The sequence below is a fragment of the Endozoicomonas sp. 4G genome (genome assembly GCF_023822025.1).
Taxonomy (GTDB): Bacteria; Pseudomonadota; Gammaproteobacteria; order Pseudomonadales; family Endozoicomonadaceae; genus Endozoicomonas_A.
This window is the reverse complement of the sequence record NZ_CP082909.1, coordinates 1,002,974-1,017,830: the sequence shown is the minus strand read 5'-3', so window position 1 is coordinate 1,017,830 and position 14,857 is coordinate 1,002,974. Positions and strand designations below refer to the sequence as shown.

14 protein-coding genes are annotated in these 14,857 nt (G+C 49.2%); 10 read left to right on the top strand and 4 right to left on the bottom strand.

The window, feature by feature from the left end:
• The first annotated feature begins 11 nt into the window (after positions 1-11).
• From K7B67_RS03845 to K7B67_RS03820, 6 genes are all read left to right on the top strand, one after another.
• Positions 12-1,274, top strand: coding sequence for an SGNH/GDSL hydrolase family protein (locus tag K7B67_RS03845; protein WP_252179058.1), 1,263 nt, complete (start codon positions 12-14; stop codon positions 1,272-1,274).
• Positions 1,271-2,764: a dGTPase gene (dgt, locus tag K7B67_RS03840; RefSeq protein WP_252179057.1), complete on the top strand. Its 1,494-nt coding sequence runs from the start codon at positions 1,271-1,273 to the stop codon at positions 2,762-2,764. The genes K7B67_RS03845 and dgt overlap by 4 nt, the downstream gene beginning before the upstream one ends.
• A 149-nt stretch (positions 2,765-2,913) precedes the next feature.
• Complete coding sequence (locus K7B67_RS03835; protein ID WP_252179056.1) at positions 2,914-3,213, top strand: hypothetical protein; 300 nt, start codon at positions 2,914-2,916, stop codon at positions 3,211-3,213.
• A gap of 126 nt (positions 3,214-3,339) precedes the next feature.
• Positions 3,340-3,618, top strand: coding sequence for a type II toxin-antitoxin system RelB/DinJ family antitoxin (locus K7B67_RS03830; RefSeq protein WP_252179055.1), 279 nt, complete (start codon positions 3,340-3,342; stop codon positions 3,616-3,618).
• Positions 3,608-3,880 carry a type II toxin-antitoxin system YafQ family toxin gene (locus K7B67_RS03825; protein WP_252179054.1) on the top strand — a complete coding sequence of 91 codons (273 nt, stop codon included), beginning with the start codon at positions 3,608-3,610 and terminating at the stop codon, positions 3,878-3,880. Before K7B67_RS03830 ends, K7B67_RS03825 begins: the two co-directional genes overlap by 11 nt.
• 327 nt (positions 3,881-4,207) lie before the next feature.
• On the top strand, positions 4,208-5,413 hold the full coding sequence (locus K7B67_RS03820) for a hypothetical protein (protein ID WP_252179053.1): 1,206 nt from the start codon (positions 4,208-4,210) through the stop codon (positions 5,411-5,413).
• A 72-nt stretch (positions 5,414-5,485) separates the two neighbouring features.
• On the opposite strand, the gene K7B67_RS03815 is transcribed toward K7B67_RS03820, so the two are convergent.
• The 4 genes from K7B67_RS03815 to tadA form a co-directional block, all read right to left on the bottom strand.
• Entirely contained in the window at positions 5,486-6,304 is an 819-nt protein-coding gene (locus K7B67_RS03815) for a hypothetical protein (RefSeq protein ID WP_252179052.1), read from the bottom strand.
• A gap of 130 nt (positions 6,305-6,434) precedes the next feature.
• Complete coding sequence (purL, locus tag K7B67_RS03810; protein ID WP_252179051.1) at positions 6,435-10,355, bottom strand: phosphoribosylformylglycinamidine synthase; 3,921 nt, start codon at positions 10,353-10,355, stop codon at positions 6,435-6,437.
• A gap of 109 nt (positions 10,356-10,464) precedes the next feature.
• A complete protein-coding gene (locus tag K7B67_RS03805; RefSeq protein WP_252179050.1) occupies positions 10,465-10,770 on the bottom strand; it encodes a hypothetical protein in 306 nt (101 codons plus the stop codon).
• A 110-nt stretch (positions 10,771-10,880) separates the two neighbouring features.
• Positions 10,881-11,381 carry a tRNA adenosine(34) deaminase TadA gene (gene tadA, locus K7B67_RS03800; protein ID WP_252179049.1) on the bottom strand — a complete coding sequence of 167 codons (501 nt, stop codon included), beginning with the start codon at positions 11,379-11,381 and terminating at the stop codon, positions 10,881-10,883.
• Positions 11,382-11,605: 224 nt separating this feature from the next.
• Here tadA and K7B67_RS03795 point away from each other — a divergent pair, with 224 nt between their 5' ends.
• From K7B67_RS03795 to K7B67_RS03780, 4 genes are all read left to right on the top strand, one after another.
• Positions 11,606-12,103, top strand: a complete 498-nt coding sequence (locus tag K7B67_RS03795; RefSeq protein WP_252179048.1) for a type III secretion system chaperone — start codon at positions 11,606-11,608, stop codon at positions 12,101-12,103.
• Between the two features lie 127 nt (positions 12,104-12,230).
• Positions 12,231-13,562 carry a type III secretion system ATPase SctN gene (gene sctN, locus K7B67_RS03790; protein ID WP_252179047.1) on the top strand — a complete coding sequence of 444 codons (1,332 nt, stop codon included), beginning with the start codon at positions 12,231-12,233 and terminating at the stop codon, positions 13,560-13,562.
• 5 nt (positions 13,563-13,567) lie between these two features.
• Positions 13,568-14,029, top strand: coding sequence for a YscO family type III secretion system apparatus protein (locus K7B67_RS03785; RefSeq protein ID WP_252179046.1), 462 nt, complete (start codon positions 13,568-13,570; stop codon positions 14,027-14,029).
• A 27-nt stretch (positions 14,030-14,056) separates the two neighbouring features.
• Positions 14,057-14,839 (top strand): type III secretion HpaP family protein, encoded by a 783-nt coding sequence (locus K7B67_RS03780; protein WP_252179045.1) that lies wholly within the window; start codon positions 14,057-14,059, stop codon positions 14,837-14,839.
• The last annotated feature ends 18 nt before the right edge of the window (positions 14,840-14,857 follow it).

Genomic DNA, 14,857 nt, shown 5'->3' with positions numbered 1-14,857 from the left:
TAGGATTTTATATGATATGTAGATGGCTGGGTGTGTTGTTAGTACTGTTATCGTTACCCGGTTTGGCGTATGAAAAGCTGTTTTATCCAAAACTCACTGAACGTTTTTGTGCCCGTGAACCTCTGCCTATCAGCCATGTCTTTGTGGTAGGTGACAGCACCGTTGATTCCGGGAATTTCTACAACTACAGTCGATTTCTTGAAGGCAGTGCTACCCTGGACGAACGTCAAAAGTCACTTTATCCCTGGAGCGGTCTCATATTACCGGGCTTTATTTTTGGTAGTTTTTGTGGCGCCATGCCCGGCGCTAATTATCACGGTGGGCGTTTTTGTGATGGCCTGATGGCTCCAGAGCTGGTCGCCAGGGCATTGTATCTGAATATCTTCGATAAAAACCAATATGTTGATCAGTCCCATGGTGGCAGTACCATGGTGGGCTTTTCAGAAGTGCTAATAGATTTTTTCTGGTCGTTTCTTTCTGATGAAAGCCAGCTGGCCAACATCAGCTTTCTTGCCAACAGTATTCAGGGCGGGAAACCCATTTTGAGTTCAGTTGAGGAACAGGTGAATTATCTGGTGCGGCATCATGCGCCCTTTTCTGAGAATCAGGTTTTTATTTTGGCGGGCGGCGCTAATGATTACCTCAACCGTTATTGGAATTACCCTCTGGTGGTCGCCAAACTGTCGGCAGCGATTGACAATCTCTATGCCCATGGAGTGAGAACTATTTTTTGGGGAACCCTGCCGGATGTCACCAAAACCCCTTGCCTGCGCCATTCAGAAGACCGACACGAAGTGCGTAAGGTCATCATTAACCATAACCGGTTGGCTATAAAAACGTTTTTCCAGCTGAAAAAAAAGTACCCAGACCTGCTACTGTTATTTTTCGATTACAGCAGAATGTTTGACGTTATGTTAGAACAAGCTCGAAAGCGAGGCGTCGACACCGATACACCCTGTCTGGATGTCAGCTTCAGAGGCTGTTCTGATAATGCCCCAGTAGATATCTGCGAAAGTTACAAGGCGAGCCCCTGTAAAAACCGCAGTGATCATTTTTATGTTGATTCCATTCATCCATCCAGTACGGTACAGAACTGGATTTTCAATATTAACTGCAAAATGCTGTCTATCCTCAATTACAAAGTGGAATGCCCCGAGGCGGATCGCAGGCTTGCCGATGAGCTGCTGTTGCATTACTTTACTGACAAGCCGGGGTACCTGGAGCGGGAATACGCTCAGTTGATATTCGAAGGGCAGTGTCCGGAAAAACCATGACAAACCTCACCTTCAAAAGTTTCCTGCCGACTAAGATCAGCATGAACTACCTTACCAAGCTCACCTGCATTCGCCCCAGAGTCAGTTCTGCTGACCCGGATCGGGATCTGTTTACGGAAACCGAGAGTAACCGGGGCCGGATCATTCAGTCCGCCGCCATACGCCGACTGCAACAGAAGACCCAGGTTTACCCTCTGGAAACCAATGCCGCTGTCCGCAGTCGTCTAACCCACTCTCTGGAAGTGCAACAAACCGGTCGTTTTCTGGCACAAACCATTCTTCAGCGCCTGTCAGAAGCGGGTCAATTAGCATCACTGGGGTTGGAACATCAGGAAACAGCTTTTATCAACCTGGTCGAGATGGCCTGCCTGATGCATGACATCGGCAACCCTCCGTTCGGCCATTTTGGAGAGGCTGCCATCAGCCGCTGGATGCAGGATAAAGCCGGGCTTTGTCATGAAAAAGCGTTCAAAGGTCAGCGAGCCCGGTCAGCTTTGCTGGAATCAACCCTGCTGCCGGATTTGTACATCTACGAAGGCAATGCCCAGGCGTTAAGAATTATTCATCACCTGCAGGATCTGAACCTGACCTATTCCCAGATGGGTGCGCTTATGAAATACACCCGCACGCCCTACCAGCCAAAACCTGCAAAAGATGCACCCGATGCCTATCGCAAGAAAAAGCCGGGTTATTATTTTTCAGAAGCCGATCTGGTGCGCAACATCTGGCAGCAGCTGGCGATTGATGAGGGTTGCCGCTTTCCCCTGGTTTACATCATGGAAGCCGCTGATGATATTTCCTACTGCATTGCCGATCTGGAAGATGCTGTCGACAAAGGAATTCTCTCTTTCCGCGATCTTCGCTTCGGACTCTATGAAGTCTGGGAAGAGTTTACTGAAGATAATGACTATCTGCCCAACATCATGGAATCGGCCATCAAGCGAGCAGGCGATAACAAACAGGAGTTTATTGTCCGATTGCGCACCCGTCTGGTCAGAGATCTGGTGGATTATGCGGCGAATCGTTACCTGCAACAGCATCAGGCCGTCTTCGATGGCACTCTGGATGAGCCTCTGATCGACGGCCAGTCCGACCAGCATCTGGCTCTGGATACCTTGAAAACCGTCGCCATCCGCTACGTCTTCACCAGCATGGAAAAGGAAACACCCGAGCTCAGGGGCTACGCTGCCCTGATGGGACTGATGGATATTTTCCAGCCTTTACTGGAACTCACCCGTGACGAGTTTGTCAGCATTACTGAAAAAGATTCCAGTCGGCATTTTATCGAGCAACGCCTTTACCACCGACTCTCTGGCAAACATAAAATGGCGTATCATCAAGCACTGAAATCATTGTCTGGCAGTGATTACTCCGCTAAGGAGCTGGATGACCTGGAATGGTATTACCGGGCAAGATTATTGATTGATTACGTCAGCGGGATGACTGATCACTTTGTGTTAACCGAGTTTCAAAACTTGTCTGCTATCTGACGCAGAAAAAAATAAATGGCTACTATTCAGATCTCTCACCGGAACTTTTTATTAGAAGAACTATCCAAACATTGGCCTTTTATTAAGAGGTCAAGTCCTGACTTTCTGGTGACTTGATCCTTAACCATCCGACCATGTGAGTATATCTAGTGAAAAAACTTATTCTGGCAGCCCTATTGGCTGCCGCTTCTACCATAGCTGTTGCTGAACTGAAAATATTAGCTGTGCACGACCTTAACGCTCGACTTGGAACCGTGACAAGTTTCTATGACACAGTGTCTGAGCAGTACTGTCTTATGTACCAAGCTCGTGAAGCGACGGCTATGAACTGCAAAGCTCTCCATAAGCTCTCAGAACAGGCGAAAAAAAATATCCTCGGTGACAGTTATGTACCAAAACCGGATGTTGGCACATGCGAGGCAGGTCAAGATAATTGTCCCAAAAACTGAGTATGCATTCCCATGCAGAGCGAGGTTGTCGCAAAGGTAGGCACTTGAATATCGCCGATATCTTTCTAAAATTTGTATTACAATGTATAGCAATGTAATACAAATTTAACCTATGGAGAGTAAAACATGAGGCAGGAAATGCTCAGTGCCCGTATCGATCACGATACTAAGGCTGCCTTTACTAATATCTGCGAAGCCGTTGGTTTAAGTACTTCTCAGGCTATTAATATTTTTGCTAAAGCAGTAATCAATCACGGTGGAATCCCCTTTGAGCTGCGAGTTCAGCAGCCCAATAAAACCTCGGTGGCTGCGATGAAAGAACTGGATGAAGGCAAAGGCCACAGCGCTGAATCCGTCAGTGCTTTAATCAATGAGCTGACTGATGGCAAGGTAAATGATGTATAGCCTGGAATATTCCAACCAGTTTAAAAAGGACTTTAAAAAGGTCACCAAACTGGCCATTACAGATATTATTGCCGCAGGTCATGTTATTGGTACGTTACAGCGAGGCCAAACGCTGGATGCCCGCCATGTGGATCATGCATTGGTTGGTGACTGGCTCGGCTTCAGGGACTGCCATATCAAACCCGATTTGGTATTGATCTACCGCACCCACGATAGAAAACTGCAATTGGCTCGCATTGGTTCTCACAGTGACTTATTTTAACAAACCGGTCACTCTGAATATGAGAGCATTCCTCCCCTGAAAAGCGGACTATAAAGCGCTAGATAGGTATGGGTTCCCGCGCTGGGACCCGGGCCTAAAAGCATGGGAACCAGAGTTTTGCGACACCCTCAGAGCGTGGAAACGAGGTAACTGCTCAGAATTTGTAGGGAAATTTTACCACTAATTGGCTACAGCCCAGTAAAGTCAAGGGTGCCACTTTTAAAAGTGGCTCTTTTTCCAGCCTCTCTCGGAAACTTTTTATTAGCAGGAATGTCTGAGAGCTAATCTTGCGTTTCAAGACAGCCACTCTATACAAGGCAGTACAGAATGAAAACATCCGTTAAACTAATATCACTATTCTCATGCTTTTTATTGATTAGTTCAGTCGCTTATTCAAACGCATTGAAAGAAGAACAATTCAACTTATTAAGCCACTACAATAATTCAGGTTTAGTTGAAGACAGTCTGAAACTGGCAACCAGCAGTTCCGGGCTGGCCGCTTCCACCGTAATCAATTATGGATTCTGGTACGGCATCTGCAAATCACTTGAGGTGTTACCCGCCCTTGCAGATCACTTTGACCTGTCAGGTACAGAACAGATTGAGTTACGAGGGCTCAGATTATCTTTTTGTAATCAACTCGCAGCCATTATCACCTCCACAGAGGTTGCTTTAGCTGGACAGGTAACGCTCTGGCCTTATGAGCGGCCCTGGTGGCAGCCGCTGCGATTTGTAGGAACCGCATACACGGGTTATAAAGCCTATACCAGCCAGGAACCTCATCTTGTACCCACAATCACAGCCGCTTACTTTACCCATGAAGTCATTGCAAGAACCGTAGCCGGAGCTTCTGCTATCCAGGCTTTCAGGCATCGTGATAAAGATTCAATCCGATCTTTAAATTATGCTGGTACTGAATATACCCTGTTGTCATCAGTGGCTGGCATGATGGCCGGAGCAATAATCTATGATCAGATGCGCCTGAAAGGTGCTACACACGCAAAAGCAGCCTTTGCTTATCTGGTAGCCGCTACATTGACAAAGAGAATATCAGCCATAAGCTCTTTTTCAGCATACAATCCAAACAGAAATGACAGAATCGACATAGGCTCAGCAGCCTTAACCGGAACCGGGGCTATAGCTGAATCAATGGCCACCGCCATGGCCGGATACATAGCTGTTAGTGCTGGCGACACATCAGATATATTTTTGTCCACAGCCGCACTTGGCACGGCAGCTGTGGCTACACCTAGAGTCAGCTATAAAGTCGGATTTAAATCCATAGCCGGAATGGCAGTCGGAGCCGTAGTCATGAGGTTGCTATTGCAGCAAGGCCGAACACTGGACTCAGACCATTTATTGAGAAATATTGCTCTTACTCTGGCTCCTGCATTGGCTCTCGCTCTGATCAATGGTGTTTCAAACAATGTGGTTTATGGTTACTCACTTGAAGAAAGCTTTACCGACACAACCTATAACCAATGGAAGAAATTCCGTGATCCTTTGGATTATTTGTACACCTTATTTAATTGACAGAGTGTTTGCCGCCCATTCCGGTGTATCGAAAGAAGAACCATTCTTTCCACTGGGAACGAGGGAAGTCCTTTACCCTCGATGTCGTGCAAGGTGATAGTGCCGCACATCGCGATCTGGTAAATAAAATAATAATGATATTAAAATGGCCGGGGATATATAAAGTGATATATAAAAACCAAGCGCTATCAAAGTAATCTCAGCATCGTCTAACTGATTAGTATCGCTATCAATATCAGGCGAGTTTAATGATTCTGTATCTCTTTTTATGGTTTCAACCAATGGTGGTTCTCTGTACCCATCTCTCCAGATTTCTAAATAGCTGACTTCCAATTTTTTGGAGTGCTCCACATAAATAGCACGATCGTTTTCGCCAGCTTTGTATAACTTCAGATTCTTCAGTGTAACCCTGTCGCTCCTGGCATGAATAAAATGATTAAGATAGCCGTAAATGTTAGCGAAGCTGCCACCGACATCCAGTTCAAATCCATCAATATACAATAACCGAGTGCCTGAAACTCGAATAAATTCATTAACGCCAGTGGAAAACATTGTCCCTGTCAATGACAACGTTGGATACTTGCCATCAGTTGCAACACCAACAATCCCCACATTGATGGCATTGCCTGGTACGGTAATCGGAACATCCAGAGCGTAATCTCTGGTCACAATATGCAGCGTATTTTGGGATTCCTGAATACTCCCCAGACTCTCACCCGGATCGTCATGAAAAACAACATGAGTAAACACACCCGGAAATGCTTTTAAAATCTTTTCGCAACGAGTCTGAACTTCAGCTCTATGATGAGCACAGCAATATCCGGCATTTATGCACAAAGCGGCCAATATTATTGGAAATCGGTATAACCAAATCTGCAATACTGAAAACATATCTGCTTCCGCTAAAAATAGTTAACAATAGCAAAGCTGAATCATGCATTATGGTCAATAAAGCTGGATACTGATCGAGCACCCAGCTTAATTATATGGTTTACACCTTTATTACTCGCCCTTCATTCATTCAATCAACCCACACCCGGGCATTCCTGAACATTCTCATCCAGGGTGAATCTTCACCCCAGCTGTCAGGGTACCAGCTGTTCTGAACTGCCCTGAATACCCTCTCCGGGTGAGGCATCATAATCGTTACCCTGCCATCGGCAGAGGTCAGACCCGTAATCCCTTCAGCCGAACCATTGGGATTGTAGGGGTAACGCTCAGTAGCCCGTCCCTGGTTATCCACATATCTCAGGGCCAGCTGACCACTTTCAGACAGTTTCCGGATTTGATCAGCCTTTTTGAACTCGGCATAACCTTCACCATGAGCCACGGCAACAGGCATTCTGGAACCTTCCATACCGCTGAGGAAAATAGACTTGCTCTGCTGAACTTCGACCATCACCGTTCTGGCTTCAAACTGCTCAGACTGGTTACGGACGAAGTGTGGCCAGTGCTCTGCACCGGGAATCAATTCATGGAGATTGGACAGCATCTGACAGCCATTGCAGACACCCAGGGCAAAACTGTCCGAACGATCAAAGAAAGCCGCAAACTGGTCACGGGCCATGGAGTTAAACAACACGGATTTCGCCCAGCCTTCCCCGGCCCCCAGAACGTCACCGTAGGAGAAGCCACCGCAGGCTACCAGCCCTTTGAATTCAGCCAGATCACGGCGACCGGAAAGAATGTCGCTCATGTGAACATCCACTGCGGTGAAGCCCGCTTTGTCAAAAGCTGCCGCCATTTCCACATGGCCATTAACCCCCTGCTCCCTCAGAATAGCGACCTGAGGCTTGCTGGCACCGGTAGCAATCATTGGCGCAGCAACATCTTTATTGATGTCAAAAGGCAGAGAAACGTGTAACCCTGTGTCGCTGTCATCCAGCAGGTTATCAAACTCCTGACGGGCACATTCGGGATTATCCCTCAGCGCCTGCATACGATAACTGGTTTCAGCCCACCAGCGTTGGTATTTAATCCGGCTTTCACTAATGATCAGCTCACCATCAAAAGTAACGTTAATGCGCTGGTCCGATCTCAGGGAAGCAAGGGTATGCACGCAAGAGCTCAGCCCCTGCTCGGCCAGAATATCCTTAACCTTACCTTTGTCTGCCCGACGAACCTGCACAACGGCACCCAACTCCTCGTTAAACAGCGCTGGCATAATGGCTGCTTCAGAGTCCGCCAGTTTGTCCAGATTGACTTCAATACCGGTATGACCGGCAAAGGCCATTTCAAGCAGTGTGGTCAGGAGACCACCATCTGAGCGGTCGTGATAAGCCAGCAGCAGGCCTTCTTCCAGGCATTGCTGGATACCGGTGAAAAAGCTTTTCAAATCTTCCGCTGAGGAAACATCGGGCGCCACATCACCGACCTGGCTATAAACCTGTGCCAGTGCCGAGCCACCCAGACGGTTCTGATTACGACCCAGATCCACCAGCAGCAGATCGGTTTCGCCTTGATCGGTGCGCAGCTCAGGGGTGACGGTTTTGCGGATGTCTGTGACAGGAGCAAAGGCCGAAATAATCAGAGACAGCGGCGAGGTAACACTCTTTTCTACACCACGCTTTTCCACACCACCCTCTTTCCAGCAGGTGCTCATGGACATAGAGTCCTTGCCTACCGGAATAGCAATACCCAACTCCGGGCAAAGCTCCATACCTACCGCTTTGCAGGTTTCGTAGAGCCTGGCGTCTTCACCCGGATGACCCGCAGCAGCCATCCAGTTTGCCGACAGTTTGATATCGCCCAACTTGCCAATACGGGTGCTGGCAATATTGGTAATCGCTTCACCGATTGCCATACGACCCGATGCCGGTGCATCAATCAGTGCCAGCGGCGTTCTCTCACCCACGGACATGGCTTCACCGGCATAGGTATCAAAAGCGGTAGCAGTCACCGCACAATCAGCAACAGGTATCTGCCAGCGGCCTACCATCTGCTCACGGGCAACCAGACCAGTGATAGAGCGGTCGCCAATGGTAATCAGGAAGTTTTTGCTGGCCACGGCTGGCAGTTTGAGAACCCGTTCAGAAGCTTCTGCCAGAGTTATTCCAGAAAGGTCCAGTGCCTCCTGCGGAACCGTTTCCGTCTGCACATCACGATGCATACGGGGAGGTTTGCCCAACAAAACATCCAGAGGCATATCGACTGGCTGGTTATCAAAGTGGCTGTCTTCTACCAGCAGATGTGACGCTTCGGTCGCTTCCCCGACAACGGCGTAGAGACAACGCTCACGTTGACAGATGGCTGCAAACAGCGACATATTTTCCGGTGCCACTGCCAGCACATAACGTTCCTGGGATTCATTACACCAGAGTGCCAGCGGAGACATACCCGGCTCATCACTAAGAATATCCCTGAGCTGGAAACGACCACCACGGCCACCATCACTGACCAGTTCTGGCAGCGCATTAGACAGACCACCCGCACCCACGTCGTGAATAAAGGCGATGGGATTCTGGTCACCCAGCTGCCAGCATTGATCGATCACTTCCTGGCAACGACGCTCCATCTCCGGGTTGTCACGCTGAACACTGGCAAAGTCCAGGTCTTCCTGTCCTTCACCGGACGCCATGGAGGAAGCCGCACCGCCCCCCAGACCGATCTGCATAGCGGGACCGCCCAGAACAATCAGTTGGGCGCCAACAGGAATATCACCTTTCTCAACATGATCTGCCCGGATATTACCCAGACCTCCCGCCAGCATGATGGGCTTGTGATAACCCTTTACCTCATCTCCGGCAGAGCCTTTCACCGTTGCCTCGAAGGTTCGGAAGTAGCCGCACAGGTTAGGGCGACCAAATTCGTTATTGAAACCCGCACCACCCAAAGGGCCGTCGAGCATAATATCCAGAGCGGTTACGATGCGATCCGGCTTGCCGTACTCTTTTTCCCAAGGCTGTTTGTAACCGGGAATGTTGAGATTGGATACGGAGAAACCGGTCAGACCCGCCTTGGGTTTGGAGCCTCGACCGGTGGCGCCTTCATCACGGATTTCACCGCCGGCACCGGTGGCCGCACCGGGCCATGGCGAGATGGCTGTGGGGTGGTTGTGTGTTTCCACTTTCATCAGGATATGAATGTCTTCCTGATGATACTGGTAAGTTTTCTTTTCAGGAGACGGGAAAAAACGCCCGGCTTTAGCGCCTTCAATCACAGAAGCGTTGTCTTTGTAAGCTGAGAGCACACCGTCACTGTTCATACTGTGGGTGTTACGGATCATCTGAAATAAAGAATGATCCTGCTGTTCACCATCGATGGTCCAGGTGGCATTGAAGATCTTATGACGGCAGTGCTCGGAGTTAGCCTGGGCAAACATCATCAGCTCAACGTCCGTCGGGTTCCGCTCTAATCCCTGATAGCTGGTGACCAGGTAATCTATTTCATCCTCTGCCAAAGCGAGCCCAAGGGACTGGTTAGCGGCAACCAGAGCCTCATGGCCGCCTTCCAGAATATCGACACGGGTTAATGGCGCGGGCTCGGTTTCGACAAAGAGCCGCTCGGCTTCTCTGGAATCGGCCAGAACAGCCTCGGTCATGCGGTCGTGAATCTGGCTGGATACTACCTCTTTCTGGTGTTGACTGAGACCTTCTTCGGCAGACACGTAATAAGCCAGACCACGCTCAATACGATGAACTTTGCTTAGACCACAATTTTCAGCGATGTTGGTGGCTTTGCTGGACCATGGGGAAATGGTGCCCGGACGGGGTACAACCAGAAACAGAGTACCTGAGCACTCGCCTTCCTGCATCCGGGGACCGTAGGTGAGCAACTGCTCCAGAACGTTCATTTCCTGATGGGAAAGTGGCTCATCAATCCGGACAAAGTGCTGGTACTCAGCAAAAACTCCGGTAACTTCAGGGATCCTCTGTTGCAGGGTTTCCAACAGCTTTTGGCTGCGAAACGGCGAGAGAGCCGGAGCACCACGCAAAATCAGCATATTAACAACCGTCCTCAACTGGACTCAGGGAGATAATCAGGTGCGGTATGATAATCGAAACGCCAGTGTGGAAACCAGCGATTGATTTGCGGGTTTTGTTAGTTTTTTTTTAATGGTTTTTGAGACTACCCTCTTCAGAAGCTCCGCCTTCGCCATCGAAAGGCTTTGATACGTAACTATCGTCAAGAATGTTTCTTTGTGCCCGCCCTGAAAGCTTATGGATGGGTTTGCAATCTAAAACCGAATTCTTACCATCATAAACTATCAGACAGTACTGTTCAGAAACAGTGTCAAAGTAACTGGTTATAGTTCTTGAGCCCCATTCGTTCAATGACTTTTTTCCAATTTCTCGTATTTCTGCAGCAGCCATGGCGGGTGCTACAACTAACAGGATTGCCAGAATAAGTTTTTTCATGAAAATGTACTCCTATTCTCAAAGATCAGTTCACTGAAAGAAAGGATTTGGCTCGACCCTTCAGTCAAAAGCTAATTCTAGGACAGACCCTCTTAATAGAAAGTTTTACCTCAACACAATTTCAAGCGCCTCTTCTCTGCTTTTTTAGCCTCACGCCGGGCTCTGAAAAAAGAGGAAATCATTTCGCTGCACTCCTCTTCAAGAACCCCGGGCGTCATTTCCACCCGATAATTCATATAAGGCAGCTCCAACGTTCGGCTCTGACTCACCAGAGCCCCGGCCTTGGGCTCCAGGGCACCAAAAATGACACGCTTTACCCGACTGTGGATAATGGCTCCGGCACACATGGTGCAGGGTTCAAGGGTCACGTAGAGTTCACAATCTACCAATCGGTAGTTGTTGAGGGTGGCAGCCGCTTGCTGCAAGGCCAATATCTCAGCATGGGCCACCGGATTGCAGCCACTGATGGGCTGGTTAAAACCCCGGCCTATAATTTCGTCTCCCCTGACCACCACGGCCCCGACCGGGACTTCCTGTTTTTCCCGGGCTTTTTCCGCTTCCTTCAGAGCCTCGCGCATCCAGAGGTTATCGGTGCTGTTTTGATCGGTCAAAAAAATCTCACTACTCAACGACGTTCCGCTCATTCGATAAAAAAATTAAAACAAGTATACAGGCGTTCGCCACTTTGACCGATAAAGATTCTAGTGAAGTCTTGGAGTTCCCCCGGACCGGGTATTCAGGAATTCTCCAACGCAACGCAAAAGAGCGATATATACTAAAAGTTAATTGTCGTTATTTCAGTTTCTGACTAAGCACCACTGGAGGGTAGGTTCGAATGAGTTACAAGCAAAATGTAGAAGAGAACATACAGCATTTTGCAGAGAGCATCGGTCTGGGCGAACTCAGCTTAAATGAACACGATGCCTGCGGTCTCTGTTTTGATGATACCCTGATTGTGAATATGGAATACCTGGAAGAAGACGAAGCCTTGGTATTTGTTTCTTCGGTAAAACCCATGGACGCTCACGACGATGCCAAAATCAGCCTTTATGAAAAACTCCTGTCACTGAACCTTCAGCATCACAGCATGCAGGGGGCCTTCCACGCCCTGAACCATGACAAGTCCGAAGTTCTGCTGATTCGCTCTATGCTGGCCTCATCGGATTACGGTAACTTTGAATCCACCCTGGAGAAGTTCGTCAACACCCTCGAGTGGGTGATCTCAGAAGTGGATAATACTGAAAGCGATGGCACTGCCCCACCTAAACAAAGTGGTCCAAAGCCTCCCCCCACCGCTCCCGGCGGACCCGGAGACATGGGCATGATGGTCTGACGCTTAATCAAAACATCCAAAAAAGAGGGCTGATTCAGCCCTCTTTTACTTTCTAACTGATCTAAATAACTGATCTAAAAAGCAACAAAAACAACAAAAGCAACGAGTGACAGAGGAGACAGGGATCGTGGCCGAAGCACTTAATTACCTCACTTCAGCGCTTCAAAATGCGGTTGAAAGCAGTCGGCTTCTGGATATTCGGGGCCGTGTTACCGAAGTGCAGGGCATGATCATCAAAGCGGCGGTTCCCGGTGTCAAGATTGGTGAGTTGTGTGAGCTGGTGACGCCCAACGATGACAAAACCAGCTACGCCGAGGTGGTAGGTTTTCAGGGTCACGAAACGGTACTGTCTCCCATGGGCGAAATCATGGGTATCTCTTCCACCACAGAAGTCATTCCTACGGGTAAGGTTCACCATGTCGGCGTTGGCCCTCACCTTCTGGGCCACGTGCTGGATGGGATGGGAAACCCTTTAAACCCGGAAGCCTTCGATGGAATAGAGCCTGAAACCTGGTACCCGGTTTATGCCGACAGTCCTGACCCGATGACTCGCCAGATCATTGATAAACCGCTACCGCTGGGCTTAAGAGTTCTGGATGGTGTGCTGACCTGCGGGGAAGGACAACGTATGGGAATCTTCGCAGCCGCTGGCGGTGGTAAGAGTACGCTGCTCTCCATGCTGGTAAAAGGCGCTGAGGTGGATGTCACCGTACTGGCGCTGATCGGTGAAAGGGGACGGGAACTCAGGGAATTTATCGAGCACGACCTGGGCCCGGAAGGGGTTAAGAAATCCGTTATTATCGTTGCCACTTCCGATAAATCGTCCATGGAAAGAGCCAAGGCCGCCTACACCGCCACGGCGGTCGCAGAATATTTCAGGGACAAAGGCAAAAAAGTTCTGCTGCTGATGGATTCTGTCACCCGTTTTGCCCGTGCCCAGCGTGAAATAGGTCTGGCTGCGGGTGAGCCGCCGACCCGACGGGGTTTTCCACCTTCGGTCTTTGCCACACTGCCCAAGTTAATGGAACGTGCCGGTATGTCAGATACCGGCTCAATCACGGCGCTCTATACCGTTCTGGTGGAAGGGGATGATATGACGGAACCGGTCGCCGATGAAACCCGGTCGATCCTGGACGGACACATCATCCTTTCCAGAAAGCTGGCTGCCGCTAACCATTATCCGGCTATTGATGTGCTGTCCAGCGCCAGTCGTGTCATGAATGCCATCACCCCTGAAGAGCACAAAGCCGCAGCGGGCAAACTCAGGGAGCTTCTGGCCAAGTTCGAAGAGATTGAACTGCTGGTTAAGGTCGGGGAGTACAAAGCAGGTTCAGATGCCGTCGCTGATGAAGCCTTGCGGAAAATAGATGCCATCCGAACCTTTCTGAAACAGCGCACGGATGAACTCAATGACTATGACACCACCATCCAGCAGCTGCGTCAGGTCGTAGGAGTCTGATCAGAATGATGCACGAACTTCTCAAGGTTAAGCAGATTCGTGAAAAATCTGCCCGGGACGAAGTGCGTAAGTGCGAATATCGTCTGGAGCAGGCTCAGCTGGAAGTCAAAAACAAAGAGCAGGAACTGGAAGAGTACATTGACTGGCGCTGTAAAGAAGAACAAAGGCTCTACGATAACATTATCAATACCGAGATAAAGCAGAACGAGCTGGATCAGCTGAAAGCCTCAGTAGCCCGGATGCGTGAAAAGGATGTCCTGCTGGAACAGGCCATCAACGAAGCCAGGCAAAATGTCGAGAAGGCCAGGGCACAGCTTGAGCAGGCTCGTGATGATCACATAAAAGCCATGCAGGCTGTGGAAAAGTTTGAAGCGTTTACCAAAGCTCAGGATGAGGAAGCCGCCAAAGAAGCCGCCCGCCTCGAAGACCTGGAAATGGAAGAGTTTACTGTTCGCCCGAAATTCTAGGGTGTCCAGATTGCAAGGAGGCCCATCATGCAACCCACCAACTCCAATCAGAATATTCAGCAGAATACCAACCACCAGCCTGCTCAGAATCAGAGCCAGAATCAGAGCCAGAAAGTTTCTGAAGATCAGGCTTCTGACTTTTCCAAAAAAATGAAAAAGAAGGAAGACCCGAAAAGCGCCAAAGGGGAATCCAAAGACGGTCAAAGCCTTGAAAGCCTGATGGCAGAGCGCAGAAAAAGTGCCAAGGAAGCCTTGGAAGGCAAGTTTAAAGATCAGGGCGGTGGCCATGAAGGTCAAAAAGGCAATGAAGGAAAGGAAGGCAAGGAAGGTAAGGGAGTCAGGGAAGAAACCGTCATGCAGTCTCTGCCTGATGGCAGTGAGCATGTGATCGCTCAGGTCAGGGAAACTCAGCAGGCCTCAGACATTCAGCTGAAGAGCATTCAGGCCGTCAGCGGCCCCAAAGAGATTAATGAAGTCATCAACAAGCTGGTTGATAAAATCATGGTGTCCTCAAAAGACGCTATCGAAGGAGCCGAAGTTCGAATCACCCTGAAAGACAACATTCTGCCGGGCACCGAAATCCGTATTCAGAGAATCTCAGGTGAACTCCAGGTGACCATGAATACCTCTTCAGCAGACTCCCATAACTTTCTGGTGGCCAACGAAGCCAGTTTGATGAAGAACCTGGAAAAGCTGGGCGAAAAAGTTCAGGTCAACATCAACATGTCAGGCGGTGGTGGCGAACAGAGTGACGGTCGTTCCCAGCAGGAGTACGTGGGTGAAGAAGAACAGGAAGACAATGACTCCTGACAGAACGGATAAACACTG

Excerpts from the sequence above, each read along its gene's own strand:
- K7B67_RS03795 (WP_252179048.1), top strand. The coding sequence starts at position 11,606 with ATGAGTTACAAGCAAAATGTAGAAGAGAACATACAGCATTTTGCAGAG.
- dgt (WP_252179057.1), top strand. The coding sequence starts at position 1,271 with ATGACAAACCTCACCTTCAAAAGTTTCCTGCCGACTAAGATCAGCATG.
- K7B67_RS03785 (WP_252179046.1), top strand. The coding sequence starts at position 13,568 with ATGATGCACGAACTTCTCAAGGTTAAGCAGATTCGTGAAAAATCTGCC.
- K7B67_RS03845 (WP_252179058.1), top strand. The coding sequence starts at position 12 with ATGATATGTAGATGGCTGGGTGTGTTGTTAGTACTGTTATCGTTACCC.
- K7B67_RS03780 (WP_252179045.1), top strand. The coding sequence starts at position 14,057 with ATGCAACCCACCAACTCCAATCAGAATATTCAGCAGAATACCAACCAC.
- K7B67_RS03815 (WP_252179052.1), bottom strand. The coding sequence starts at position 6,304 with ATGTTTTCAGTATTGCAGATTTGGTTATACCGATTTCCAATAATATTG.
- K7B67_RS03830 (WP_252179055.1), top strand. The coding sequence starts at position 3,340 with ATGAGGCAGGAAATGCTCAGTGCCCGTATCGATCACGATACTAAGGCT.
- K7B67_RS03805 (WP_252179050.1), bottom strand. The coding sequence starts at position 10,770 with ATGAAAAAACTTATTCTGGCAATCCTGTTAGTTGTAGCACCCGCCATG.
- purL (WP_252179051.1), bottom strand. The coding sequence starts at position 10,355 with ATGCTGATTTTGCGTGGTGCTCCGGCTCTCTCGCCGTTTCGCAGCCAA.
- K7B67_RS03820 (WP_252179053.1), top strand. The coding sequence starts at position 4,208 with ATGAAAACATCCGTTAAACTAATATCACTATTCTCATGCTTTTTATTG.
- K7B67_RS03825 (WP_252179054.1), top strand. The coding sequence starts at position 3,608 with ATGATGTATAGCCTGGAATATTCCAACCAGTTTAAAAAGGACTTTAAA.